At 72.1% G+C, this 25,236-nt stretch carries 28 protein-coding genes; all 28 read right to left on the minus strand.

Going from position 1 to position 25,236, the window contains the following annotated elements; translation table 11 throughout:
* The coding region (gene raiA / locus QJR14_04085; GenBank protein MDI3316786.1) for a ribosome-associated translation inhibitor RaiA at positions 1-364 on the minus strand (364 nt) is incomplete at its 3' end.
* A 322-nt stretch (positions 365-686) separates the two neighbouring features.
* Positions 687-1,181, minus strand: a complete 495-nt coding sequence (locus QJR14_04090; protein MDI3316787.1) for a flagellar protein FliS — start codon at positions 1,179-1,181, stop codon at positions 687-689.
* Positions 1,182-1,276: 95 nt separating this feature from the next.
* On the minus strand, positions 1,277-1,660 hold the full coding sequence (locus QJR14_04095; GenBank protein MDI3316788.1) for a flagellar protein FlaG: 384 nt from the start codon (positions 1,658-1,660) through the stop codon (positions 1,277-1,279).
* A gap of 24 nt (positions 1,661-1,684) precedes the next feature.
* Complete coding sequence (locus QJR14_04100) at positions 1,685-2,524, minus strand: biotin--[acetyl-CoA-carboxylase] ligase (GenBank protein ID MDI3316789.1); 840 nt, start codon at positions 2,522-2,524, stop codon at positions 1,685-1,687.
* Between the two features lie 48 nt (positions 2,525-2,572).
* Entirely contained in the window at positions 2,573-4,168 is a 1,596-nt protein-coding gene (gene ftcD, locus QJR14_04105; GenBank protein MDI3316790.1) for a glutamate formimidoyltransferase, read from the minus strand.
* A complete protein-coding gene (locus QJR14_04110; GenBank protein ID MDI3316791.1) occupies positions 4,156-4,434 on the minus strand; it encodes a carbon storage regulator in 279 nt (92 codons plus the stop codon). Before QJR14_04110 ends, ftcD begins: the two co-directional genes overlap by 13 nt.
* 578 nt (positions 4,435-5,012) lie before the next feature.
* The gene (locus QJR14_04115; protein ID MDI3316792.1) at positions 5,013-6,425 is read right to left on the minus strand and encodes a phosphoglucomutase/phosphomannomutase family protein; all 1,413 of its coding nucleotides are present in this window, start codon (positions 6,423-6,425) and stop codon (positions 5,013-5,015) included.
* 126 nt (positions 6,426-6,551) lie between these two features.
* Complete coding sequence (gene flgL, locus QJR14_04120) at positions 6,552-7,451, minus strand: flagellar hook-associated protein FlgL (protein ID MDI3316793.1); 900 nt, start codon at positions 7,449-7,451, stop codon at positions 6,552-6,554.
* An 85-nt stretch (positions 7,452-7,536) separates the two neighbouring features.
* Complete coding sequence (flgK, locus tag QJR14_04125) at positions 7,537-9,015, minus strand: flagellar hook-associated protein FlgK (GenBank protein MDI3316794.1); 1,479 nt, start codon at positions 9,013-9,015, stop codon at positions 7,537-7,539.
* Between the two features lie 18 nt (positions 9,016-9,033).
* A complete protein-coding gene (flgN, locus tag QJR14_04130; protein MDI3316795.1) occupies positions 9,034-9,549 on the minus strand; it encodes a flagellar export chaperone FlgN in 516 nt (171 codons plus the stop codon).
* Entirely contained in the window at positions 9,546-9,974 is a 429-nt protein-coding gene (locus tag QJR14_04135) for a flagellar biosynthesis anti-sigma factor FlgM (protein MDI3316796.1), read from the minus strand. The genes flgN and QJR14_04135 overlap by 4 nt, the downstream gene beginning before the upstream one ends.
* A 105-nt stretch (positions 9,975-10,079) precedes the next feature.
* Entirely contained in the window at positions 10,080-10,493 is a 414-nt protein-coding gene (locus QJR14_04140; protein ID MDI3316797.1) for a MerR family transcriptional regulator, read from the minus strand.
* 28 nt (positions 10,494-10,521) lie between these two features.
* On the minus strand, positions 10,522-11,307 hold the full coding sequence (locus QJR14_04145) for a ComF family protein (protein MDI3316798.1): 786 nt from the start codon (positions 11,305-11,307) through the stop codon (positions 10,522-10,524).
* Positions 11,304-12,992: a sensor domain-containing diguanylate cyclase gene (locus QJR14_04150; protein MDI3316799.1), complete on the minus strand. Its 1,689-nt coding sequence runs from the start codon at positions 12,990-12,992 to the stop codon at positions 11,304-11,306. The genes QJR14_04145 and QJR14_04150 overlap by 4 nt, the downstream gene beginning before the upstream one ends.
* A 270-nt stretch (positions 12,993-13,262) precedes the next feature.
* The gene (metK, locus tag QJR14_04155; protein ID MDI3316800.1) at positions 13,263-14,447 is read right to left on the minus strand and encodes a methionine adenosyltransferase; all 1,185 of its coding nucleotides are present in this window, start codon (positions 14,445-14,447) and stop codon (positions 13,263-13,265) included.
* Positions 14,448-14,790: 343 nt separating this feature from the next.
* Positions 14,791-15,555, minus strand: coding sequence for a flagellar hook-basal body protein (locus QJR14_04160; protein ID MDI3316801.1), 765 nt, complete (start codon positions 15,553-15,555; stop codon positions 14,791-14,793).
* A 127-nt stretch (positions 15,556-15,682) separates the two neighbouring features.
* Positions 15,683-15,973, minus strand: a complete 291-nt coding sequence (gene spoIIID / locus QJR14_04165; protein ID MDI3316802.1) for a sporulation transcriptional regulator SpoIIID — start codon at positions 15,971-15,973, stop codon at positions 15,683-15,685.
* A 225-nt stretch (positions 15,974-16,198) separates the two neighbouring features.
* Positions 16,199-17,089, minus strand: a complete 891-nt coding sequence (locus QJR14_04170) for a M23 family metallopeptidase (protein MDI3316803.1) — start codon at positions 17,087-17,089, stop codon at positions 16,199-16,201.
* Between the two features lie 48 nt (positions 17,090-17,137).
* Positions 17,138-18,271 (minus strand): stage II sporulation protein D, encoded by a 1,134-nt coding sequence (gene spoIID, locus QJR14_04175; GenBank protein MDI3316804.1) that lies wholly within the window; start codon positions 18,269-18,271, stop codon positions 17,138-17,140.
* 87 nt (positions 18,272-18,358) lie between these two features.
* Positions 18,359-18,781, minus strand: a complete 423-nt coding sequence (atpC, locus tag QJR14_04180) for an ATP synthase F1 subunit epsilon (protein MDI3316805.1) — start codon at positions 18,779-18,781, stop codon at positions 18,359-18,361.
* Positions 18,781-20,184, minus strand: coding sequence for a F0F1 ATP synthase subunit beta (atpD, locus tag QJR14_04185; protein ID MDI3316806.1), 1,404 nt, complete (start codon positions 20,182-20,184; stop codon positions 18,781-18,783). Before atpD ends, atpC begins: the two co-directional genes overlap by 1 nt.
* Positions 20,185-20,222: 38 nt before the next feature.
* Positions 20,223-21,086: an ATP synthase F1 subunit gamma gene (gene atpG / locus QJR14_04190; protein ID MDI3316807.1), complete on the minus strand. Its 864-nt coding sequence runs from the start codon at positions 21,084-21,086 to the stop codon at positions 20,223-20,225.
* Positions 21,087-21,113: 27 nt separating this feature from the next.
* Positions 21,114-22,664 carry a F0F1 ATP synthase subunit alpha gene (gene atpA, locus QJR14_04195; protein ID MDI3316808.1) on the minus strand — a complete coding sequence of 517 codons (1,551 nt, stop codon included), beginning with the start codon at positions 22,662-22,664 and terminating at the stop codon, positions 21,114-21,116.
* Positions 22,661-23,257, minus strand: a complete 597-nt coding sequence (atpH, locus tag QJR14_04200; protein ID MDI3316809.1) for an ATP synthase F1 subunit delta — start codon at positions 23,255-23,257, stop codon at positions 22,661-22,663. Before atpH ends, atpA begins: the two co-directional genes overlap by 4 nt.
* Positions 23,247-23,756 (minus strand): F0F1 ATP synthase subunit B, encoded by a 510-nt coding sequence (atpF, locus tag QJR14_04205; GenBank protein ID MDI3316810.1) that lies wholly within the window; start codon positions 23,754-23,756, stop codon positions 23,247-23,249. The genes atpH and atpF overlap by 11 nt, the downstream gene beginning before the upstream one ends.
* A gap of 183 nt (positions 23,757-23,939) precedes the next feature.
* The gene (locus QJR14_04210) at positions 23,940-24,155 is read right to left on the minus strand and encodes an ATP synthase F0 subunit C (GenBank protein ID MDI3316811.1); all 216 of its coding nucleotides are present in this window, start codon (positions 24,153-24,155) and stop codon (positions 23,940-23,942) included.
* Positions 24,156-24,262: 107 nt separating this feature from the next.
* Entirely contained in the window at positions 24,263-24,982 is a 720-nt protein-coding gene (gene atpB, locus QJR14_04215) for a F0F1 ATP synthase subunit A (protein ID MDI3316812.1), read from the minus strand.
* A complete protein-coding gene (locus QJR14_04220; GenBank protein MDI3316813.1) occupies positions 24,979-25,233 on the minus strand; it encodes a hypothetical protein in 255 nt (84 codons plus the stop codon). The genes atpB and QJR14_04220 overlap by 4 nt, the downstream gene beginning before the upstream one ends.
* Positions 25,234-25,236 lie beyond the last annotated feature (3 nt).

The following is a 25,236-nucleotide window of genomic DNA, read 5'->3' on the forward strand; positions in this document are numbered from 1 at the left end:
CGGTGGTGGGCTCGTCGCCCAGCTGGCCGGCGGACGCCGTCGCGGCCGCGGCGGCGTCCAGCGTGCTGTCCTTCCGGAGCTTGCGGTTGATCCTCGTCTTGAACTTGTGGATCTGGCGCTCCAGCTTGTCCACCACGAGATCGATGGAAGCGTACATGTCGGCGCTGGCTTCCTCGCCGCGCAGGATCATGCCGCCCAGCGGGATCGTCACCTCGACGATGTGCCGCTTGCGGATGACGCTCATGCGGACCTGGGCGTCGATGGGCCGGTCGAAGTACTTGTCGAGCTTGCTCAGGCGCTTTGCGGCGTACTGCCGCAGAGGCCGCGTCACCTCGACGTTCCGCCCCGTGAACGCGATCTCCAAAGCCTGCACCTCCAGCGTCCGCCCGTTGGCGCGACGGCGGGCCGCTTCGGCGGACGTTGCCGCGGCTCGCCCGGGGCCGCACTCCCGCTTGGGCGGGTCCCCAGGACCCTATTCCCGAGCGGCGCGAGCTTCTCCTCCGTCGGCCGGACGGCCCTGTGGAGATGTGGACAGCGGGATCCGCAGTCCTGTGGACAGAGTGCATATCTCTGTGAATAACGGACCAAGGAAGCCCATCCGCTGTGGACTTCCTTGTGGACAGCTGTGGACACCCTTGTGGACAGGCAGCCGCGGCGAGGTACCGCGACGAAATCAGCCCACGCCTTTACCCGGCCGAGCGCACTTCCGCCGCGGCGGCGCCCGGCCTCGCCCCGGAGGGCGCCACAGGCACCGCGACCGGCGCCGTTGCGGGCGCCGCTCCCTTCCCGTCCAGCCGCTCCCAGGCCTCGCGGAGCGGCGAGATCACGTCGGCGAGGCCCTCCAGGGCGTCGGAGGCCGGCCGGAGCTCCGCCCGGACCAGGCGCTCGTAGAGGAACGAGTAGATGGCCTCCAGCCGGGCGGCGATCTCGCCCCCTTGGCGGAAGTCGAGGCTCTGGCGGAGGAGCTGGAGGGCTTCCTTCGCCTTCTCGGTGTGGCGGCGCAGCTCGTCGGTCGCCTGGCGGTCGCGGGCCAGGCGGGCGGCCGTCACCTCCCGCTCCAAGACGCGCAGGGTGATGGCCACCAGCCCGGCGGGCGAGGCGGTCAGCACCTCGGCCTGCTCATAGGCACGGCGGCGGTCGGCGCCATAGCTCCCATGGGAGGCAGGGTAGCCGCCCGGCATAGGGTCACGCTCCTTCCTGGTTCGGGCCGCGCGGAAGGCGGGGCCCGCGGCACGGGGGGTCAGGCGCAGGGGCACCGGGGGTGGCGGGACAGGCCTCACCAGAACTCGTCCAGGAGCAGGCCGACCACCTGATCCATCAGGCGAGCCGCCTCCACCACCTTCTCGGGAGGAAGCTCCCGCACCACTTCGCCCCGCCCGTTCCGGACCTGCACCTTTCCGCTGGCGGGATCCACGTGGATCGAGAGCTGGGCGGTGGTCTCCAGCTTCTGCTGGATGCGCTGGACCGCCTCGTCCACCAGCGACTGGGCGGTGGCCAGGTCGTGCTGGCCGCGCCCCCGCCCTTCCTGGCCGCTGCCGCGGGAGCCGCTGGAGGCCTCCACCGCCTCGTCGGGACGTACCGCGCCGGCCGGGGCCTGGACCGGGACGGCGGTGGCAGGCAGGCTTCCCTGCGCGGGTCGCAGCCGGACTTCCTCGGGCACCGCGGATCCCCCCTCGCTCCCTTCTCACTGGGGGATATCGGCCTCGGAACCGCCGCCTTGAGCGCCCAGCCGGAGGGAGAGCTCGCCGGCCAGGAGGCGCTCGACCCGCCCGCCGGGCAGACGGAGGAGGAGCGCGGCCTCGTCGTCGACGCCCAGGAAGGTGCCGCCCACGACCCGCTCCTCCGCCCCCTCCGCCCGGAGGGGGGCCCCCCGCAGCTCCACCGCCTGGCCGAGCCAGACCGCCCGGGCGAGCCACGCCTCGCGCAGCACGGCGAAGCCCCCCTGTTGCCAGAGCTCCCAGGTCCTTTCCAGGGCCGCCAGGAGACGCCGGCGCAACTCGCCCAGGTCCACCGGGCCTCCGGCCAGCCGGCGAAGCGTGGTCGCCTGGCTCTGCAGCTCCGCGGGGAGCCGTTCCCGCTCGAAGTCGGCGTTGATGCCGATGCCGGCGATGACGGCCGCGGCCGAGCGACCGTTGGCCCCGCCGGGGAACGCCTCGCAGAGGACACCGGCCAGCTTCCGCCAGGCGCCCTCCTCCTCGGCCACCAGATCGTTGGGCCACTTGAGCCCGAGCCTGTGTCCCCCGGACCAGGGCTCCACCGCCTCGAGCACCGCCAGCCCGAGCGCCGGCGCGAGCGAGCTGAGGCGCTCCGGAGGAAGCGTCCCTGGCGGTCTCAGCAGCAGCGACAGCCAGAGGCCGCCCCGCGGCGAGCTCCAGAGGCGTCCCAGACGTCCTCGGCCTTCCTCCTGTTCGGCCGCCACCACCACCGTCCCCTCGGGGGCCCCGCGCGCCGCCATGGCCCGCAGGAGATCGCTGGTGGAGCCCAGCCGCTCCATCTCGAAGAGCCGGAAGCGCAGAGCCCTCACCTCCCGCCCCGCCCGCCTCCCGCCCGGCGACTCCGCGCCGCCACCGTCTCAGAGGCGGTGACGGAAGCTGGCCAGGATCGCCTGCCAGAGGGCGCCGGAACGTTTCCGCAGCGCCTCGACCTCGGCGCGCAGGTCGACCACCTCCACCCCGTCGCGCAGGCCGGTCAGGTTGATCTCCACGTTGAGGAGCGCACCCTGGCAGGCGCTCCAGAGGAGCGTCCCCGCGCTGGCCCCGTCCGAGACCGCGTTCCGGTTGCCGATGTCGGTCACCTCGCGGGCCAGCGCCATCACCTCCACCGCCTTCCGCGCCACCTCCAGCGGCACCTGGCAGGCCTGGAGGAGGGCCTGCTGAACGGCCGAGTCCCTGGCGGCCCGCTCTTCCTCCGACTCCCGGGGCAGCCGCCGCGCCGCGATCACGGCGTCGAAGGCGGTGGCGTCACGGTCCGCCAGCTGCAGGAAGCTCTCCCGGGCCATGGCCGCCTGCTGCTCGATGGCGGCCATACGGCGCTCCACCTCGGCGTACTTCTTCCGTCCCTGCGTGAGCGCCGCCACCATGCCCACCAGCGAGGCCCCCAGCGCGCCGGCGAGCGCCGCCGCGGCGCCGCCGCCCGGCGCCGGCGAGTCCGAGGCCAGGTCCGCCAGGAAGTCCTCGACGCGGCGGGCGCGGACGGCGCCGCGCCGCTCCGCCTCCTCGCGCTCGCGCGCGCGGCGGTCCGCCTCCTCGGCGTCGGCGCGGGCCACCGCCCGCTCCAGCACCTGCCGGTCGGGGTCGAAGCCCTCCAGGCGGAGGTAGTAGCTGGCGCTCGCCTCCAGCGCGCGGCCCGGCACCAGGCCGACCAGCTCGGTGGAGGCGACGTCCAGCGCGAAGCGCGCCGCCTCGACCCGGAGGAGCTCCAGCGCCCGGTAGAGGGGCGTCGCCTCGGGATCGGTCAGGTCCATGGAGACTTCGATCTCCGGCCGCTCGGGGAGGGCGAAGCCGATGGCGCGCACGTTCCGGAGGCCGCCGGAGGAGGCCCGGATGCGGCGGGCCAGCTGCCTGGCCACCCGCTCGTCGCCGCCGCGCAGGTAGGCGTTGAAGGCGACGATGGCGCCCCGCGCGCCCACCGCCGTCGCTCCGGCCTTGCCGATGGCGTGCGGTCCGAAGTCCGGCAGGCGGCGGCCCTCGGCCACGTCCTGGCGGAGCCCCTCGTACTGGCCGCGGCGGACCTCCGACAGCTCCTGCCGCTCCGGCCGGAGCGCCGCCCGGTCGTACAGGTAGACCGGCAGGCCCATCTCGCCCAGCTGGCGTCCCACCTCCCGCGCCAGCTCCACCGCCGACTCCAGCGTGACGCCGCGGACCGGGACGAAGGGGGCCACGTCCAGCGCGCCGATGCGCGGGTGGCTTCCCTGGTGCCGGTCCATGTCGATGAGGCGCACGGCCGCCTGCGCCCCGGCCAGGGCGCTCCGGCGGACGGCCTCGGGCTCGCCCACCAGCGTCAGCACCAGGCGGTTGTGGTCGGGGTCGGCGTGGCGGTCGAGGAGCTGCACTCCCGGGACGCGGCAGGCCTCCGTCAGGGCGTCGATCACTTCCTGGCGGCGCCCCTCGCTGAAGTTGGGCACGAACGCGAGCAGCGGCCGCCGGTACGGGTCGCTCACCACCGGCATCCGTCCAGCCCCCTTCCCAGCGCTTCGCTCCCGGGCAGGCCGCGGTTCAACAGGTCGCGGACCGCCTCGGAGGAAGTGCGCTTCGCTTCCTGGTTGGCCTCCGCCACCTGGCGGGCGATCTCCTCCCGCCAGACGGCCACCTCGCGCGGCGCCTCCACGCCCAGCGCCACGGCGGAGCCGCTCTCCGCCACCACGACGCGGACCTGGCGCCCCTGGCCGAGGTCGATGAGGATCGCCTCGCCCTGCTTCCTGCGGATGATCAGCATGACGGCCTGTCCGCCGCAGCGGTGCGGCCCGGCCCGGTGGCCGGCGGCGGAGCGGCCAGCGGTCGTCCTCCAGGATGACCTGGCGGCCGAGGCGCCCGACCGGGTCGACGACCAGCGGCGCGCGCAGGTTGACGGTGGTCTCCAGCGGCCGCTCGGGAGGGACGACCGCCACGCAGAGGACGAAGAGGCCGCCCCGCCCGGCCTCCCCGCGGCGCGCGTCGCCCGCCTCCCCCAGCGCCCCCGCCAGCCCGGCCCAGGCCTGCCGGTACTCCGCCCAGAAGGCGAGCGGATCGACCACCACCAGGGCGACGTCGCCATGGTCGACGCTCTGCAGCCAGCGGAGCGGGGCGGCCTCGGGGGCCGCGCCGTCTCGCGGGGACCGGGCGGCGACGTCGAGGAGCACCCAGCGCCGGTCGAGGGGCATGCCCACCAGGCCGTCGGGGAATCGGATCAAGCGTGCTTCCTCGATCTCCAGGGTGCCGAAACGGCTGGTCTCGACACGCATCTGCGCACGACCCCCCCGTGGCGCCTCCGGGCCGGGGCGGGCCCGGCCGGCCGCCCTCGTGGCGCCCGTTCGCTCAGCCGCCCAGCGCCAGGCGCTTGCCCGCCTCCAGCACCGCCTGCAGGCGCCCCGGCTCGTCCAGCTCGGCGTAGACCCTGACGATCGGCTCGGTGCCCGAGGGACGGATCAGGATCCAGCCGTGATCGCCCAGCTCGTACTTGAAGCCGTCCAGCGGATCGACACCGGTCACCGCCAGACCGGCGAACTCGCGCGGCGGGCGTTCCGCCAGCTCCTCCATCAGCGCCTCCCGCCGCCCGGGAGGAAGGTGCAGGTCCACCCGGTCGTAGACGTGCGTCCCCACCGTCTCCATCAGTTCCCGGACGATCCGGCCGAGCGGCTTCCCGCGCTGCGCCACCATCTCCGCCAGCATGAGGCTGGACAGGATGCCGTCCCGCTCGGGGATGTGCGCGGCGGGGAAGCCGACGCCTCCGCTCTCCTCGCCCCCGATCAGCACCGGCTCCTCCAGCGCCAGCTCGCAGACGTACTTGAAGCCCACCGGCCGCTTGTGGAAGCGGAGGCCGTACCGCTCGGCCAGCCGGTCGACCATGCGGGTGACGGCAAAGGTCTTGACCACCGAGCCCTGCCAGTGCTTCTCCTCCACCACGTGCTGGAGGAGGAGGGCGAAGCAGCGCTGGGCGTCGACCATCTCCCCCTTCTCGTCCACGGCGCCCACCCGGTCGGCGTCGCCGTCGGTGGCCACGCCGAGGTCCCAGCCGCCTGCCGGCACCGCCTCCATCAGCTCCGCGAGGTTGCGGCGGATCGGCTCGGGCGCGATGCCGCCGAAGCCCGGGTTGAGGTCCCCGTGGAGCTCCAGCACCTCGAGACCGGCTTCCTCCAGCAGGCCGCGCAGGATCCCCCGGCCCGCCCCGTGCATGGGGTCGACGGCCAGGCGGAGGCCCGCTCTGCGGATCGCCTCCAGGTCGACCAGCCGGCGCAGCTGGGCCACGTAGGGAGCCAGGAGGTCGGCCCGCTCGATCCTGCCCGCCCCGGAGCCCCTGGCGGGCTCCTTGCCCCGTTCCAGGTTCTCCCGCAGCCTCTGCTCGACCTGGGAGGTCAGCTCGGGCAGGGCCGAGCCCGCGTAGCTCGCCTTGATCTTGAAGCCGTTGTACTCCGGGGGATTGTGACTGGCGGTGATCATGACGGCCCCGGCCGTCCCCAGCTCTCGGACCGCCCAGGAGACGGCGGGCGTGGGGATGGGAGCCTCCGCCAGGACGACCCTCAGGCCGCCCGCCGCCAGCACCTCGGCCGCCGCCTGGGCGAAGCGCTCGGAAAGGAAGCGGGTGTCGTACCCGACCACCACGCCTCTGCCGGCCTCCCCGCGCTCCTCGAGCACCTCGCCGTAGGCCTGGGCGACATGCCGCACGTTCTCGAAGGTGTACTCGTCCGCGATGACGGCGCGCCAGCCGTCCGTGCCAAACTGGATCGGCAACGCCCACTCCTCCCGCCTCGCAAAGTTCGCCGGCCACGCCGTGCCGGCGAAACGAACAGGAAGAGCTTCCTCGATCCGGGGCGCCTCTCCTTCCTGGCGCGGGCGTCCGGGCGCGGCTCGGCCGGCTCAGCGCAGGTAGTCGACCAGGGAGGGCTGGACGACGCGGGCGCCGACCGCCAGGGCGGCCTGGTAGGAGTACTGCGCCACGCTGAAGTCGATCGTGGCCTGGGTCATGTCCACGTCGGTCGCCTTGGCCGCCGACTGGCGCAGGAGCAGCTGGTCGCTCTGGAGCCGGCTCTGCACGTCCTGGATGCGGTTGAGCCGCGAGCCCACGGTGGCCCGCAGGTCGAGGACGTCGTCCAGGGCGCTTTCGATGGCGGGGATGGCGCCTGCCACGCTCGAGGCGGTGGCCGTGCCGGATGCCAGCTGCGTTTCGAGGTTCTGGACGGCCTGGATCGCACCTTCCAGTTGATCCCCCGTCACGCTCAGCTGGAAGCCGGCGCTTCCGGAGCCGGTGATATCGATGGAGATCGCGACGGAGGAGGCCTGGTACCCGCCGTAATTCGCCTGGCTGGGATCCGGCTGGAAGGGAGGCGTTCCGCCGCTCGCCTGGACGCCTCCAAAGAGATAGCGGCCCCCGAACCGGCTGTTTCCCACCTGGATCAGCTGCTGGAGCAGCTGATCGACCTCCTTCGCCAGCGCCTGCCGGCTCTCAGGGGGCACCGCGTCGCTCGCCCCCTGCAGCGCCAGCTCCCGCGCCCGCAGAAGGATGTCGCCGATCGAGCCCAGGGCCGTGTCGGTGGCCTGGAGCCAGCCGCCGGCACTCTGGGCCGTCCGCCCGATGCGCTCGTCCAGCGCCAACTCCGAGTCGAAGCGCATCCCGTCGGCCGTCGCCACCGGATCGTCCTCAGGAAGGGAGACCTTCCTCCCGGAGGCGATCCGGTTCTGCGCCCGCATCAACCGCTCCTCCGCCTGCTGCAGGTCGAGGAGAAGCTGGCTCCCGCGAAGCGTCTCGGTCACGCGCATGGTGGACGGATCCCTCTCTTCGCTTTCTTCCCGGCGCCTTGCTCACCCGGTGCATCGGACGTCCCGCGGTGATCTTTCGCCCCGCTCAGTGGCCGGCCGAGCCCAGCTCGCCGATGATCACGCCGAGCATCGCATCGATGCTGCTGACCATCTTGGCGGCGGCCGCGTAGGCGGTCTGGTACTGGACCATGTGGACCATCTCCTCGTCCACCGAGACGCCGGAGACCGAGGCGCGCTGGTTGGCCAGCTGCTGGACCAGCGCCTGCGTACCCGCCACCTGGCCCTGGGCGCCCTGGGCCTGGTTGCCCAGCGTCGCCGCGGTCGCCTGGAGGAAGCCGTCTGGCGTCGCCCGCAGCGTCCCACCGCTCGGCCCCGGCAGGGCGAAGTCCGCCTGCTGGTTGGCCAGACCGGCGATCGCCGCCGCGTTTCGACCGTCGTCCGTCGGCAGCGGGCTGTCCGCGGTCCACCCCTGGGCGGATGCGGCCGCGATGCCGCCGGGCGTCGTGACCGCCACCTGGAGGCTGGAGAGGTCGAAAGACGTCCCCGTGCCGCTTCCCAGCGTGAAGAAGGCGACGCCGGTCTGCCCGTCGGCGGTCAGGCCCGCCTCATGGACGGCGTTGACGTCGGTCGCGAGGCGGTAGGCGAAGGAGGCCAGGCGCTGGCGGAGCGCGGGCAGCCCCTGGGTCGTGTCGGTCAGCATCGTCACGTAGCCGGTGATTTCACCGCCCGCGAGACCGACCTGCTGGGCCGAGACCCCGTCCGTCGCCGAGAGCTTTCCGGTATTGGCGTCGAACTGCAGGTGCAGCGCCGCCGGCGTCGCCTGACCCGCCGTCGCGAGGAGCGTCACCTGCCCGGTGCCGGTGCTGTCCGGCAGGCTGATCGTCAGGTCGCCGTTGGGCTGAAAGCTGGCGGTGGTGCCGGTCAGATGGCTCAGCTGGTCGAGCAGCCGGTCCCTCTGGTCGAGGAGGTCGTTGGGCGTCATGCCGCGCGCCAGGAGGAGGCGGATCTGGGGCACGATCTGCGCGATCTGGTCGAGGATCCCGTTGGCCTGGTCGACCCGGCTCTGGACGGCCGAAACGATCCCGCCCTGGATGGCCACGAGCCGCGCGTCGGTCTGCTGCAACGCCTGGACCAGGTTGTTGGCCTGGTCGAGGACCGCCTGCCGCGTCGCCCCGTCCGAGGGGTTGTTGGCGAGGTCGTTCCAGGCCTTCCAGAACGCGTTCAACGGGCCGGTCAGCCCCTGGCCCGCCGGCTCGTCCAGCGCCACCTCCATCTGCTGGTAGACCTGCTGGCGGATCTGCCAGTCGGCCAGCTGGGCGTCGCTCTTCCGCCACTCGCCATCCAGGAAGAGGTCGCGCTGGCGGGTGATCTGCCTGACGTCAACCCCGCCGCCGACGACGCCCGGACGCTCGGGCACCCCGGGCAGGTCCACCAGGTCGGGCCGCTGGACGCTATAACCGGGTGTGGTGGCGTTGGCCACGTTGTGGCCGGTCAGCTCCAGCGCCAGCCGCTCGGCGGCCAGCGCGCGCTTCATGATCTCCAGCCCGTAGAAGCTCCCCGACAACCTCGATCTGCCCCTTCCTCAGCGGTAGCGTGAAAGCGAGCGCGCCGCCGCCCGCAGGCTGGGCTCCACCGGCCGCCCCTCCGGCGTATAGGCGGAGACCACCTCATTCCGCTGCAGCACGTCCCGCAGGAAGCGCACGTAGCGCCCGAAGCTCTCGATCAGGCGCATGGTCGTATCGTTGGCGCGGCTGATCCGCTCCACCTCCTCCTCGATGTCGCGCCGCAGGCCGGCCAGCCTCTCGGCCTCCGGCGCCGGCAGGGCGGGGAGAACCGCGGCCAGGGAGCTCTCCGGCGGCAGTCCGGCGGCCAAGGCCACCCTCTGCTGCGCCGCCCGGCGCCGGCGGCGGCTCCGTTCCAGCTCCTGCAGCACCTCGTCCTGCTGGCGGAGGGCGGCTTCCACGTCGGCCATGCGCGCCGCCGTCAGCGCCGCCTGCAGCCGCTTCGCGCTCGCACCCAGGCGCCTGCAGGCCCGGCGCTCCGCTTCCAGCGCCGAGCGGAGCTCCTCCCATCTCCCGGTTTCGCCCCGGCCGCTCATGGCCGGGATCCCGGATCCGGCCGGGGAGCCTCCGTGCCCCCACTCGTGGACGGGGAGGAGCCCAGGCGACCGGCCAGCTGGTCGGCGACCAGCCGGCGCAGCCAGGCCTTGGCCACCTCCTCGCCCGGAACCTGGTAGGTGCCCGCCTCGATCCGGCGGCGGATCGACTCGATCTGGCGAGCCCTGGCCGGATCGGAGGAGGCGCGGGCGCGCAGGAGCTCCTGGGCGACGGGGGAGAAGTCCACGGAGTCGTGCTCGCCCGCGGGGGTCGGTCCGCTTCCTCCGGCTGCAGGGGAGGATGCGGCCCGGTCTTGCTGCGTCCGGCCGGCCCGCTCCGCCCCGGCGGCCCCCGGCTTCGGCGGGAGCTGCGCCTGGTACTCCTGCAAGAGGCGCTTCAACTGCTCGCTGGAGATGCGCACCTGCACCACCTCGTGGGTTCTGGATGGGCTCCACCCCGTCTCCCGCCGCCACGGGGCCTGCCGCCCGGAGAATCGACCGGAGGCGGGGCCGTTTGAGCCTCCGCTGCAAGGCTAGTCGTCCGGGTTGGGGCGCGTGTGGAAGCGGCCGGTCCGGGGCGCAGGCGCCCGACCACCGGCGGGCCGCGGGGGTCCGGCCCGCGACGGGCGGTCGCTGGCGGCCAGCCCCAGCTCCTCGACGCAGCGCTCGCAGAACCTGCCGGTGGGGATGGGCGCGCCGCAGCGCTCGCAGGTCAACTCCCCGCCGGTCAGGCGCAGCCGCCCCTCGCGGATGAAGCCTGTCACCTCGGCCAGGGAGACGCCCGTCGCCTCGGCCGCCTGGGCGGCGGTTCCGCCCGGATGACGGTCGAGCCACTCCCGCACCCGGTCGAAGTCGGTCTCGCGCGCCTCGATGCACTCGGGGCAGAGGGTGGCGCCCGCCGAGGCGAAGAGTCTTCCACACCGTCTGCAGTTGAGAAGCTCGGCCACCGGCTCCAGCCTCCCACCCGGCTATCGTTCAGCGGCTGCCCGTGTAAAGCGGCGCCGCGGCCACCACCGCCTCCACGCGCCCGGCGCCGGCCGCGTAGAGCGCCTCCGCCGCGGCGTCGAGGGTGGCCCGCGTGGCGTACAGGTCGTCCACCAGAAGGAGTCGGGCTCCGGTGATGTCCTCCTCCACGAGGAAGCCGCCCGCACGCGCGAAGCGGCGGTGTTCCCGGCCCCGGCCTTCCTGGCTCGCGGCGTCCCGGGTGCGGAGGAGCGACCGCACAGGGAGCCCCCAGGGCGCGGCCACCACCCGGGCGAGGAGCTCGGCCTGATTGTAGCCGCGGTGCCGGAGTCCTCCAGGGCTTGCGGGGAGAGGGACGACGAGATCCGGTGCGCCCAGACCCTCGCGCAGGCGAAGCGCCATCAGCGTCCCCAGGATGCGGGCGAGGTCGGTGCGACCGCTGTGCTTCAGCGCCAGCACCGCCCCGCGCAGGCTCCCCTGGTAGACGCCGATGCAGCGGAGGCGGGCCGCCACGGGCGGATGCGCCGCGCACTCGGGGCAGAGCTCACCCCGGGCCGCTGCGCCGGCGGCGGGGCGGCCGCAGCGCGGGCAGACTTCCTCCTCGCGGGGGATGGCGTCGAGGCAGGCGCGGCAGAGGGGCGGGAGCTCGGCGGGCACCGCGGCCAGGCGGCGGCAGTCCCCCTCCTCCGGTCGGGACGTCGCGCCGGACAGGGGACCGCCGCAGAGGGCGCAGCGGCCGGCATCGGGGTAGAGGAGGGCCAGCAGCTCCTCCCGGGCGGCCTGCCAGAGAGGATTCACGGCAGGCCGGCCTGGCCGAGCTCGGGGCCCTTCTCCCGGTACATCATCCGGTCGGCGATGCGCAGGAGCTCGTCCACGCTCCGCCCGTCCTCCGGGCTGACGGCCACACCGACGCTGGCGGTGATCCGGATCAGGGTCCGCTCGCCGGCGGAGAAGGCGTACCCCGCCAGGGCCCGCTGGATCCGCTCGGCCGCCTCCTCGGCCGAGCGCCGGTCGGCTCCGGGCAGGATGACCGCGAACTCGTCGCCCGCGTAGCGGGCGGGCACGTCGCTCTCGCGGACGGAGCTGCGGATCACCTGGGCGGCCGCGCGCAGCAGCTCGTCGCCCACCTGGTGGCCGAAGTGATCGTTGTAAGACTTGAAGCGGTCCATGTCGAGGAAGAGGACCGCCACGGGCTGGCCGCTGGCAGCCGAGCTCTCCAGCTCCGCCTGCAGGCGGCGGACGAGGTACCGGTAGTTGTAGAGCCCCGTCATGGCGTCCGTCTGGGCGGCCTCCGTCAGCTGGGTGTAGAGGAGGGCGTTATGGATGGCGCCGGCCGCCTGGCTGGCAAGTACCTCCAGCTGCTGCCGGTGGCCCGGGCGGTATCCGGTGGGCGGTCCTCCTCCCAGCATCACGAGACCGAAGGCGCTGGCGCCGGAGGTCAGCGGTGCCACCAGCACGCCGTGAGCCAGGGCCTGCGCGCCCAGCGGCAGGTCGGCTCGCACCAGCTCCTCCGCCGTCAGGACCCGCGCGCTTTGGGAGCGGAGCACCTCCCTCAGCCAGGGCACCCCGGGATCGAGGCTGCGACCCTCGCAGGCGGCCCCGGTGGCCGCCTCGCAGACGAAGCGCTCCCCGTCTTCGCTCAGCAGCCAGAGCGCCGCCCACTCCGCCGGGATCAGCCGCCGCGCAGCCGCGCTGAAGTGTTGGAAGGCGGTGGCCACGCCCGTCGCCCGCGAGAGCGCCAGCGCCGTCCGGTGATAGAGGTCCAGCTGCTCGTGGGTCTGCCGGAGGACCAGGTAGAGACGCGCCAGGGCGAGGAGGGGGAGAAAGGTCGCCACGGCGGTGAGCAACAGGCCTCCCAGGCCGGCGTCCGCGTACGTCTCACTGAACATCAGGCCGAAGATGGCGCTCGCGAGCGTCAGGGTGGCGTCAAAGAGTACCTGGCGCCGGTCGCTCAGGAGATTCTCCCCGTGCACCAGCCAGAGGAGCGTTCCGACCAGCGCGTAGTTGGCCACGAAGTAGCCGATGCCGAAGACGGCCACAAACGTGGCCATGCGGGCGTGGGGCCAGACGTAGGCTCCGGGGACGGGCCCCGGCACCCACGCGGCCGCCAGGAGCGCCCCCAGGCCGACGTTGAGCGCCGCCTGACCGGCGTTGAACGCGACCGCGTACCACGGGCGGCGCTGCCAGCGCCACGTGTCGTAGACGTTCCACAGCCCCATGCTCAGGCCGTCGATCAGCATGGCCGGTCCGACGCCCAGGAGGAAGAGCGCCGCCACCGAGATGGCGAAGCCGAACCAGAGGTTGCCCCTGTCGGGCACGGGGACCGAGAGGAAGTCGCTGACCAGGGCCAAGCCGAAGAGGATGAGGCCCAGCCGCAGGTCGCCGGCCTCCGGCCGGTAACCACGCAGCGCCCAAAGCGTACCCGCCAGGGCGGCGACGAAGACTGTCCAGGCCAGCACCCGCGCCCAGGCCGACCGGCTCATCCCTCGGCCTCCCCCGGCCATCCGGTGTGACAGATCGTCACGAACCCCGCGTTTTGCCGTCTAACCCGACGACGTCAAGCTTCCGCAGCGTTTGCCACGGTCGGCAAGACGTCCGGCTTCCGATTTCGACATCTGTCTTTGCTTTCCTTCCAGGCAATCCTGATCTTGGGAAGAAAAGGTCGGGCGGGGCGCGGTCCGCTCCCAGGCCGGTCCCGCCCGCCCTCTCGGCCGCAAGCGGCCGTCGCTGCCCGGCGGGCAGGTGCTTCTGCTTCAGCGCACCGCCGCGCGCAGCTCCCCCGTCCGGTTCGCCCTCTCCCACGGCAGATCCAGGTCGGCGCGGCCGAAGGCGCCGTACGTGGCCGTGGGGCGGTAGATGGGCCGGAGCAGGTCCAGGTCGCGGATGATCGCGGCCGGCCGCAGGTCGAAGACGCGCCGCACCACCTCGTCCAGCTCCGGGTCGGGCAGCGCCCCGGTGCCGAAGGAGTCGACGTGAATGGAGATGGGGCGGGCGACGCCGATGGCGTAGGCCACCTGGATCTCGCAGCGGCGGGCCAGGCCGGCCGCCACCAGGTTCTTCGCCACCCAGCGCGCGGCGTAGGAAGCGGAACGGTCGACCTTGCTGGGATCCTTGCCGGAGAAGGAGCCACCGCCGTGGTGGGCCGCACCGCCGTAGGTGTCCACGATGATCTTCCTGCCGGAGAGGCCCGAGTCGCCCTGGGGGCCGCCGACCACGAACCGGCCTGTGGGGTTGACCAGGATGCGGGTCCCCTCGTCCAGGAGCCCCGCCGGGATCACAGGGCGGATCACCTGCTCGCGGAGGTCGCGCTCCAGCGTCGCCAGGTCCAGGTCCGGGTGGTGCTGGGCGGAGATGAGCAGCGTGTGCACGCGCACGGGCCGCTCGTCCTCGTACTCGATGGTCACCTGGGTCTTGCCGTCGGGGCGGAGGTAGGGCAGGACGCCGGTCTTGCGGACCTGGGCGAGGCGGCGGGCCAGTGCGTGCGCCAGCTGGATCGGCAGGGGCATGGCCTCCGGCGTCTCGTCGGTGGCGTAGCCGAAGACCATGCCCTGGTCGCCCGCGCCCTCCGCGTCCAGCGGGTCCTGTCCGATGCCCAGGCGAACTTCCAGCGACTGGTTCACGCCGGCGGCGATGTCCGGCGACTGCTCGTGGATCGAGGTGACCACCGCGCAGGTGTCGGCGTCGAGGCCGAACTTGGCGCGCGTGTACCCGATCTCGCGCACGGTCCGGCGGACCACGGACGGGATGTCCACGTAGCAGTCGGTGCTGATCTCTCCCGTGACGAAGACCAGCCCCGTGGTGACCAGCGTCTCCGCCGCCACGTGCGCCTCCGGGTCCTGTTCGAGGATGGCGTCCAGGATGGCGTCGGCGACCTGGTCCGCCACCTTGTCCGGGTGGCCCTCGGTGACCGACTCGGACGTGAAGAGGCGATTGGCCATGGCTCCCACCCCTCGTCACCAGAAATCCGAGGCGATGCTGGCGTCGGCCCGCGCCTGCTCGCCGCGCCTGGACCCGGTCCCGCCGCCGTGGCCGATCGGGCGGGCCGATCGGGCGGACTGAGACGGCCTGTCCGGAGCCCGGGCAAAAAAACGCCCCTCCACCGGGAGGGGTTCTCGTGCGCCCGCTCGCCTCGCAACGTCGCACACCGCTTCGAGATGGACGGTCCAAAAGGGCGAGATATCGAACGCATGCTACCATCCGGCACCGCGCCCCGTCAAACCGTCCGGGCGGCCCAACGGGCCCTTCACGCCGAACCCCGGCCGATGCCGGAGGAAGCCGTGCTCACGTCACCGTCGAGGCCAGCCCATAGAGCCGCCCCAGCTCCTGGTCCTCGGTGCGGAGCGCGGAGGCGCTCAGCTGGTAGGCGCGCTGTGCGCGGATCAGGTCGACCATGGCCGAGGAGAGGGCGACGTTCGAACCCTCCAGGACCCCCGATACGACCAGCCCGGCCGGCGCGCCGAGCCCTGCCGGCGCCGGGGATCCGGCGTAGGTGCCATCCGGCGCGGGGACGATCGGACCGTCCAGGCGGACCACGGCCAGTTGGCCCACCGTCTGGCCGCCAGCGAGCAGGCGGCCGCCGGAGTCGACCCGGACCTGGTCTTCCCCCGTTCCCGGGGGTAGGCGCAGCGGCTGCCCGGTGACGCTGAGAACCGGAAGCCCGTCGGGATTGACCAGAAGACCGGTGGAATCAGGCCGCAGGGCCAGCGTGCGGACGTAGCCCGTGGAGCCGTCGTCGCGGCGGACGGCGAACCACCAGCCCTGCTGTGCCAGGGCCAGGTCCAGCGGACGGCCCGTGGGGGTCATGGGGCCCATCCGGTCGACCCCGCCGTACGTCAGGAAAGCGCTTCCGTAGGAGACGGGGCCGAGCGCCGCCTGGAAGAGGCCGTTCACGTTCCGCTGCAACTGGGGCTCGAGGTAGCTGTCGAAGGAGTCGGCGGTTCGGCGGTAACCGGGCGTGTTGACGTTGGCCACGTCGCCGGCCAGTGCGTCCAGCCACGCCTGTTCCGCCACCATTCCGGACCCCGCCATGTAGATGCCTCGCAGCACGAGTCTCGCCTCCGCCCGCGGCCCCGCGAGCGGGGCCCGTCCGACACATGCTCGTGCTTTCGCCGGGGAGCTGGCGATTCCTGCCGAATCCTGGCGACGGAGGCCGGGCCGGCTGGGGGCGGGCGGGTCAGGTCGTCCGCTCGCGGGTCGCGGGGGCTGCGGCGTTCTTGTGGCGTTCCGCGTACTTCCTCCGCGTCGCCTCGCCGCCGCGGAGGTGGCGTTCGGCCTTGTTCAATTCAAGGACTTGCTTCACTTGTTCGGAAAGCTTTTCGTTCACCCGTGGGAGCCTTTCGGTGACGTCTTTGTGAATGGTGCTCTTGCTGACGCCGAATACGCGAGCCGCGTCCCGCACGGTGGCCTTGGTCTCCGCGATGTACAGGCTCACCTCGAGAACGCGCTTCCAAATGTGGTCCTTCATGAAATAGCCCCCCTCGGCCCGGCGGACTCGAGCCATCTATATGTGCCGGGCGAGGGGGATCATGACGCGATCGGGCCCGCCTTGCGCGCGGGCCCGACGCTTTCTTCACGGAACCGGAGCCGCCGGAGACGGCTTCGACGGCCTTCTCACCTCCCCGCGTGCGCCGCCCGGGTACCGGGCGCTCTCCGCCGCGTCACCCCGGGCCCGCGGCGGAGCCAGGGGCCGTCACGGCAGGGGCGGCAGGAAGTTGATCGGGTCGGTCGCCTCCCCGGAGGCCAGGATGGCGAAGTGGAGGTGCGGCGCTTCCGCCGCTTCCTCCAGGGGACCTCCTCCCAGGTTGCCCAGGACCTGACCCTTCTCCACCGTCTGGCCCGCCTTGACCAGCGGTCGCTCCAGGCCGCTGTAGACGGTCTGGACGTTGGCCACGTGCGAGAGGCGGACCGTCCAGCCCTGCTGGTCGTCCCCGGTCACGGAGACGACGCGGCCGGCGGCCGCCGCCTGCACCGGCGCGCCCACCTTGGCGGCGATGTCGATGCCGTTGTGCCAGCGCCAGTCATGCATGGTGATGGAGTAGCCCCACCCGAAGCCTGCGATCACCGGGCCGCTCACCGGCCAGAGCAGTTTCCGCCCCGCCTGGTTGCCGGGGCCGGCCGGCTCCGCTCCCGCCTCCACGGCGGCCCGGTCGGCGCTCGCTCCCGCACCCGACTCCTTCGCCTTGGCCGCCTGGCCCGCGGAGGAAGCGGTGGCGGCCCCGGCGGCGCCCTGCGCCGCCCGGGCGCCGGTCTGGGCCCGCGCCTCGCTTCCCGGGTGCGAGGAGGGCGCGGCGCGGTGCGTCCCCGTTCCGGCGGAGGCTCGCAGGCGGTTGAGCGCCTGGCTGCCGGCCACCTGGGCTCGATGCAGCTCGGCCCCCAGGCCGGTCCACACCCTGGGTTGGGCGAGAACGGCGTAGTAGGCTCCGAAGGCTACGACGAAGACGAGAAGGGCCAGGGCGATCAGGCGCCGCGCCGGGCTCGCCACGACGGCCGCCAGCGCCCGCCGCCAGCGCAGCGACCACCAGGGGGCGGGCCGATGGGCTTCGTCCGCATGGCCCGGATTGGGACCCTGTTGTTCGTCCATGCCGAGAGGTTCACCTCCCGGCGGTAGGCTTTGCTATCTGTGGTGGTTCTATACAGGCCCCGGGGGAAGATGGGCGACCTGGGTCCCGGGGTAGTAGTGGGCGAGGATCGCCCGCGAGGAGTACCCTTGCTGCGCCAGGGCGGCCGCCCCGTACTGGCTGAGGCCGACGCCGTGGCCGTATCCGCGGGTGCGGATCACCAGGTCGCCGCCCTCGACGCGGATGCTCTCGATGAGCGTGGACGGGAGCCCCAGGAGCTGGCGGAAGCGCTCGCCGCTGACGGTCTGGTCGCCGACCCGCACCTTCGCCGCCCGGCCCGAGGCGGTGCGGGCGACCACAGCCACGGGGGAGGCGCTGCTCGTGTCCGTGCCCGCGGCGGCGGGGGGGATCGCGCCCTCGAGGCTGGCCGTCGAGAGCCCCAGCCTCCGCGCCGCCTCCTGCAGCGGGATGCGCGTCAACCCCAGCCGCGCCGGCCGGTCGGCGTCGGGCGAGGGAAGGCTCGGCAGGTAGGGAAGGTCGACGCCGAAGACTTCCTGGGCGCTGGCGGTCCGGCCGCCGGCGGAGGCGGTGTAGTAGGCGCGGATGGGACGCCCCTGCCAGACGAGGATCTCACCCGCGGTCGCCTGCACGGCTTGGCGGATCTTGGCCTCGTAGACGGGGGCCAGAACGCCCCAGAACCGCCGGCGCTCGGCCTCCGAGGCCCAGGCCTGGCCGTGGTCGCCGTCGGAGCAGAACTGTGCCCGCGGTTCCAGGGGGCAGCGGGCCGTTCCGTCGATCAGGCGCAGGACGGCGAAGGTGCGAGCCGCCACGGCCTGCGCCTGCAGCGCGGCCGGGCCGAAGCTGGCCGGCATCTCGGCCGCCACCACGCCCTCCAGGTAGCTCTCCAGCGGCAGCTGGCGGATCTGCTGCGCCGGCTCGTCGTAGACCGTCACCACGGTCTGGTCGCCGGGCAACGGTCCTGCACCGGAGGTGTCGGGCGTGCCGGGGGTGCCGGATGCCGACGCGCCGTCCCCGGGCTCGGCAGGGCTGGCGCCGGGCCACCCCGCGAGAGGGGATCCCGGGGTGGGCGGCAGGTCCACCCGCGGCCCGGGCAGCCGCTCGCCCGCGAGGAGGGCGATGGTCGAGGGGACAAGCAGTACCGACGACAGGGCGAAGAGGATCGCGACGACCGCGAGCCGCGCCATGGGATCCCTCCGACAGGGGATCCCTATGGGGTTGGCGGCCGGGATATGCCAGCGCGGGCGTGGAGGCAGGGGGCCCCGCCGCGCACCCTAGCGCCGGCGCTCCGCCGCGGCCTCCTCGCCCAGTTCCAGCAGCGCCAGGACGCGCTGGAGCTTGAGCCGCGCCTCGGCCACTTCCTCGGGGTTGCCGCCGGCCTCGATCCTGGCCGCCAGGGCGGCGTGCTGCTCCTGCAGGTCGGCCACGTCGAGCTGGCCGGGCAGGTAGGCTTCCTCCACCAGCAGGGTGGCCCGGTCCTGCAGGATCTCGCAGAGCCCGGAGCCCACCGCGATGCCGTGCCGCCCGGCCATGCCGTAGTGGACCACGCCCGGTTTGAGCGCCACCACCATGGGCGCGTGCTCGGGCAGGACGCCGTAGATGCCCTCCACGCTGGGAAGCGTCAGGTACTCGACGGCGCCCTCGAAGAGCGTCCCCTTCGGCGTCACCACCGACATGCGGATGCGTCGTTCCGACATCAGAAGGTCCCCGCCAGGAGCTTCTTCGCCTTCTCCACAGCCTCGTCGATGGTGCCGACCATGTAGAAGGCCTCCTCGGGCAGATCGTCATGCTTCCCTTCCAGGATCTCCCGGAAGCCGCGGACCGTCTCCTTGACCGGCACGTAGGCGCCGGGGACACCGGTGAAGACCTCGGCCACGTGGAAGGGCTGGGAGAGGAAGCGTTCGATCTTCCGCGCGCGCTGCACGGTCAGCTTGTCTTCCTCGGAGAGCTCCTCCATACCGAGGATGGCGATGATGTCCTGGAGCTCGCGGTAGCGCTGGAGCACCGCCTGGACGCCGCGGGCCACATGGTAGTGCTCCTGCCCGACCACGGCCGGGTCCAGGATCCGCGAGGTGGACGCCAGGGGGTCGACGGCGGGGTAGATGCCGCGCTCGGCGATGGACCGCTCCAGGCGCGTGGTCGCGTCCAGGTGGGCGAAGGTGGTGACCGGCGCCGGGTCGGTGTAGTCGTCCGCCGGCACGAAGATGGCCTGGATGGAGGTGATGGAACCCCGCTTGGTGGTGGTGATCCGCTCCTGGAGGTTGCCCATCTCGGTGGCCAGGGTAGGCTGGTAGCCCACCGCGGAGGGCATCCGTCCCAGCAGCGCCGAGACCTCGGAGCCCGCCTGGGTGAAGCGGAAGATGTTGTCGATGAAGAGCAGCAGGTCCTGGCCCTCGGTCTCCCGGAAGTACTCCGCCATGGTCAGGCCCGAGAGGGCCACCCGCAGGCGCGCACCGGGGGGTTCGTTCATCTGCCCGTAGACCAGGGTGGTCTTGTCCAGAACCCCGGATTCTTTCAGCTCGTTATAGAGCTCGTTGCCCTCGCGCGTCCGCTCGCCCACGCCGGCGAAGACGGAGAAGCCGCCATGCTGCATGGCCACGTTGTGGATGAGCTCCATGATGATGACGGTCTTGCCCACCCCGGCGCCGCCGAAGAGGCCGACCTTCCCGCCCCGGGCGTACGGTTCGAGGAGGTCGATCACCTTGATGCCGGTCTCCAGCATCTCCGTCGCCGGGCTGACCTCGGAGACGTCCGGCGCCGGGCGGTGGATCGGCCAACGCTCCTCGGCCTGGACGGGTCCCAGGTTGTCGATGGGCTCGCCCAGCACGTTGAACATCCGTCCCAGGGTGGTGCGCCCGACCGGGACGCGGATCGGTCCGCCGGTGTCCTCCACCGGCGCGCCGCGCTGGAGTCCGTCGGTGGAGGCCATGGCGATGCAGCGGACCGTGTTGTTCCCCACGTGCTGCGCCACTTCCAGGGTGAGCTGCCCCTCCCCCAGCGGGGTGGTGAGGGCGTGGTAGATGGCCGGCAGCTCGCCGTCCGGGAAGACGACGTCCACGACGGCCCCGATCACCTGTGCGATGCGACCGACTGCGGCCAAGAAGGATTCCTCCCGTCCTGCTGAGTCTCGTCCCGGCGCTAGCCTCTGAGCGCCTCGGCCCCGCTCACCACCTCGACGATCTCGGTGGTGATGGAGGTCTGTCGTTCGCGGTTGTACTCCAGGTGCAGGTCCTCCAGAAGGTCGCTGGCGTTGTCCGTGGCCGCCCGCATGGCGGTCATCCGCGCGGCGTGCTCCGAGGCCTTGGAGTCCAGGAGCGCCTGGTAGACCGTGGTGCGCACCATGGCCGGCAGGAGGTGGACCAGAAGCCCCTCCGCCGAGGGCACGAAGATGTACTCGACCGGAGCCTGCCGGCGACCGGCGTCGCCGGCCACGGGCGTCACCACCGGGAGCAGCTGGAGCCGCCGCGGGACCAGGCGGAGCGTGGAGACGAACTCCGTGTAGATCAGCTCCACGCGGCCCACGGTCCCCTGGATGTACCACTGCATGGCCATGTCGGCCACCTCGTGGGCCAGCTCGATCCGCGCCTCCTCGCCGATGCCGAGCCAGCTCCGGCGGATCGGCCAGCCGCGATGGCGCAGCGCGGCGTCGGCGCGCCGGCCCAGGACGAAGAGGAGCGTCGGCTCGCTCTCCCTCAGCGCCAGCAGCGCCTCCCGCAGGATGTTGGCGTTGAAGGCGCCTGCCAGGCCGCGGTCGGATCCGAAGACGACGAGGAGCCGGTCGCTTCCTTTGGGTGGCGCGAGCAGCGGGTGCTCCACCTGGACCCCGCTGGCCGCGAGGCGGCGCAGCACCTCGTTCAGCCTGTCCGCGTAGACCCGGCCCGCCTGGGCCTGTTCCTGCGCCCTGCGCAGCTTGGCGGCCGCCACCATCTCCATGGCCCGCGTCATCTTCCGCGTGCTCTCGATGGCGCGCATGCGCCGGCGGATGGCCTGAAGGTCAGGCATGGCACCGCCCCCCGTGGAACCGGACGCTCATGATGCCTTGGCCTCGGCCGGCTCTTCCTCGCCGGTGCGGCCCAGGAAGGCGTCGCGGACCTCGCGGATGGCGCTCTCCAGCTTCTGGGTCAGCTGGTCGTCCAGCACCTTGGTCTCGGCGATCCGCTGGGGGATCTCCGGGTGCAGCGCGTGGATCCGCTCCAGCAGGCGTCCCTGGAAGTCCACCACCCGGTCGACCGGGATCTCGTCGCAGAAGCCGTGGACGGCCGCATAGATCTGGATCACCTGGTCCTCCACCGCCAGCGGCTGGCGCTCTCCCTGCTTCAACGTCTGCTCCAGGCGCTGGCCGCGGGCGAGCCGCGCCTGCGTCACCTTGTCCAGGTCGGAGCCGAACTGGGCGAAGGCGGCCAGCTCCCGGTACTGGGCGAGGTCGAGGCGGAGACGCCCGGCCACCTGCCGCATCGCCTTCACCTGGGCGGCCGAGCCGACGCGGGAGACGGAGCGGCCCACGTCGATGGCCGGCCGCTGGCCCGCATAGAACTGGTCGGTGTCCATGAAGATCTGGCCGTCGGTGATGGAGATGACGTTGGTCGGGATGTAGGCATGGATGTCGCCGGCCTGCGTCTCGATGATCGGCAGGGCGGTCAGCGAGCCGCCGCCGATCTGGTCGTTGAGACGCGCCGCCCGCTCCAGCAACCGCGAGTGCAGGTAGAAGACGTCGCCCGGATAGGCCTCGCGTCCAGGCGGCCGGCGGAGGAGGAGCGAGAGCTCGCGGTAGGCCCACGCGTGCTTGGAGAGGTCGTCGTAGATGACCAGGACGTCGCGGTGCTCCTCGTACATGAAGTACTCGCCCATGGCACAGCCGGCGTAGGGCGCCAGGTAGAGAAGCGGCGCAGGCTGGCTCGCCGTGGCCGAGACCACGATCGTGTACTCCATGGCGCCCGCCTTGCTCAGCGTCTCCACCACGCCGGCCACCGTGGAGGCCTTCTGGCCGACGGCCACGTAGACGCAGATCACATCCTGCCCCTTCTGGTTCAGGATCGTGTCCACGGCGATGGAGGTCTTGCCGGTCTGGCGGTCGCCGATGATCAGCTCGCGCTGCCCGCGGCCGATGGGGATCATGGAGTCGATCGCCTTCAGACCCGTCTGGAGCGGCACATTGACCGGCTGGCGCTCCACGATGCTGGGCGCGTGCCATTCCACCGGCCGGTGGGTCCGGGCGCGGATCTCGCCCTTGCCGTCCAGCGGCTGCCCCAGCGGGTTGACCACCCGTCCCAGCAGCTCCGGTCCGGCGGGCACCTCGATGACGCGCCCCGTCCGGCGCACCTCGTCCCCTTCCTTGATCGCGTCGAAGGGACCGAGGACGACCACGCCCACGTTCTCTTCCTCCAGGTTCATGGCCAGGCCGTAGACTCCGTTGGGGAACTCGACCAGCTCGTTCGCCAGGACGGATTCGAGCCCGTAGACGCGCGCGACCCCGTCGGCCACCTGGATGACGGTGCCGACCTCGTCCAGCTTGACGGTGGAGTCGAAGGACTCGATCTGCTGGCGAATGATGCTGGAGATCTCTTCGGGCCGAATGCTCACCGGCCGATCCCTCCCTTTTCATCCGCCTGCCCCGAATGGATGCCCGGTCCGGCTGCCGCGCCGGCCAGGTGGCGGCGCATCTCCTCCAGCCGCGAGCGGACCGACCCGTCGAGACGCCGGTCGCCCACACGAACGATGAGGCCACCGAGGATCGAGGGATCCACGCGTTCGCGCAGCCGCACGCGGCCTTCGGTCCACGCCTCGAGCCGCCGCTGCAGCGCCTCCCGGCTCTCCTGGTCGAGCGGCATCGACGTGGTCACCTCGGCCTCCCGGATGCCCTCGGCCTCGTCGGCCAGGCGTCCGAACTCGCGGACGACGGCCTGGAGCAGCGTGCCGCGCCCCTTCCGCACGAGCACGTGGAGGAAGCGGCGGACCAGGGGAGACACGTCTTCCTGGAGGAGGAGGTCCAGCGCCGCCTCCCGCGACGCAGGAGAGAGCACGGGGCTTTCGGTCAGCCAGCGCCAGCGCCTGTCGCCGGCAGCTGCTCGGGCCACGCCCTCCAACGCGTGGCGGGCGGTCTCCAGCTCGCCACGTTCCCGCGCCAGTTCGAAGAGCGCCTGGGCGTAGTGGCGGGCGACGCTCTCACGTGCCATGACGTGCAGCCCCGATCTCCTCGACGAACTCGCGTGCCAGGCGGCGCTGGTCCTCCTCGCTGAAGTCGCGCTCGATCACGCGCCGCGCCACCTCCACCGCCAGGTCCGCCACCTCCCGGCGAAGTTGAGCCAGTGCCTCGTCCCGTTCCCGGGCGATGGTCTGCTCGGCCCGGGCCAGGATGGCGGCCGCCTCGTCCTGCGTCTGGCGCAGTTGCTGCTCCCGCAGTTGCGCGGCCGTGACCTGCGCCTGGGTGAGCATCTCCTCCACCTTGGCCTGCGCCTCGCGCAGGCGCTGCTCATACTCGTGGCGCGCCCGCGCAGCCGCCTCGCGCTCGTTCTCGGCGTGGTTCAGGTCGGCGGCGATCTTCTTCTCCCTCTCCTCCAGCATGCGCAGGACGGGCTTCCATCCGAAGTAAGCCAGGAGGCCGAAGAAGACCAGGAAGTTGATGATGCTCCAGATCACCTGGTTCCAGTCGATGGAGACGATCCCATTGCCCACCGGGATCCCCCCTCCCTCTGCGGACCTCGTTCACTACCCTTGCCGCTCGGATGCCCGGACGCCCGCAGGCCCGCTCCTGAAAAAGGGCCCGACTTACCGGGCCTCAAAGGCTCCCACCGGGAGCCGGTCGGGAGCCTCCCGGGGCGCGATGCATCGGGGAGGCTCCCCACCCGCTTCTACCCCTTATACCTTGCCGTATAGCAAGAAGGCGATCAACAAACCATAAATGGCAAGCGCCTCGGTGAACGCGAGGCCCAAGATCATGACCCCCCGGGCGTCACCCAACGCCTCCGGCTGGCGCCAAGCCGCGTCGATGGTAGCGGAGACGATCTGCCCCTGCGCGAGCGCGGCCCCAAGGGCCGGTAGAGCGATAGCAATGGCCACAGCCAGTGCGGTCACCCGTTTCCCTCCTTTCGCCTGGCCCCGTTGCGGAGCGCATGATCCCTCCCGGTGGGAGGAAATGGTCGAACCGGCCCGATACCTGCCTCACGGCGCATATGCATCGCCTACTCCGCCTCTCCGGTGGCACCGGCGATGTAGACGCCGGTCAACATGGTGAAGATGAAAGCCTGCAGCAAGCCGAAGAGGACGAAGAGGACCATGAACGGGACCGGGACGATGTACGGCAGAAACGAGAGCATCACCAGCAGTACCGAATCCTCGCCGAAGATGTTGCCAAAAAGACGGAGGGCCAGCGAAAGAGGTCGGATCAGCTCCTCGACGATATTGAGCGGCAACATAAATGGAGAGGGTTCGATGAAATGCCTCAGGTAACGGAAGCCGTGGGTGACGAAACCCGACACATGGGTGGCCACGAACGAGACGAGGGCCAGCGCCGCGGTCACGCTCAGGGTACTGGTGGGCGTCTTGAACCCCGGCACCAGGTTGGCCCCCGGCAGGAGCTCGGAATAGTTCGAGGCGAGGATGAAGACGAACAGGCTGGCCAGGAAGGGGAAATAGCGGCGTGCCTTCTCCCTGCTTCCGAGTGCCGGCACGAGCACTCCGTTCATGATCAGCTCCGCGCCGAGCTCCACCGCGTTCTGCCCGCCTCGCGGCACCATCTCCATCCGGCGCGTGGCGAGGATGACAGCGATCAGGACGAGCAGCATCAGACCCCACTCGGTGATGATCTGCCCGGTGACGTCGAGGCCGAAAACTTGGAAGAAGACCGGGTTGGCCTCATGCCCGATCTCGGGAACCCCCGCCGCCAAGATGATTCCGCTCATGGAGCGAGCATCGCCTCCCGCCTCGTCGCCCGGCGGGCCAGGCGCCAGAGCCCCAGGGCGCTACCGGCCAACAGGCCCGCGGCCACCGCCACAAGCGACCACCTCTCGCCTTCCGTCAGAAGCCAGGCCACCAGCAGGAAGAGGGCGTCCACCGTGAACCGTGCGGCAAACCCCCCAAAGACCCAGCGGAGATCCCGTCCGCCCCCCGAAGCCGCTCGTCGCAGGGCGTACCAGAGAATGCCGCTGTTCAACCA

Source organism: Bacillota bacterium, from assembly GCA_029961055.1.
Lineage (GTDB): Bacteria > Bacillota > Sulfobacillia > JAIMAT01 > JAIMAT01 > JAIMAT01.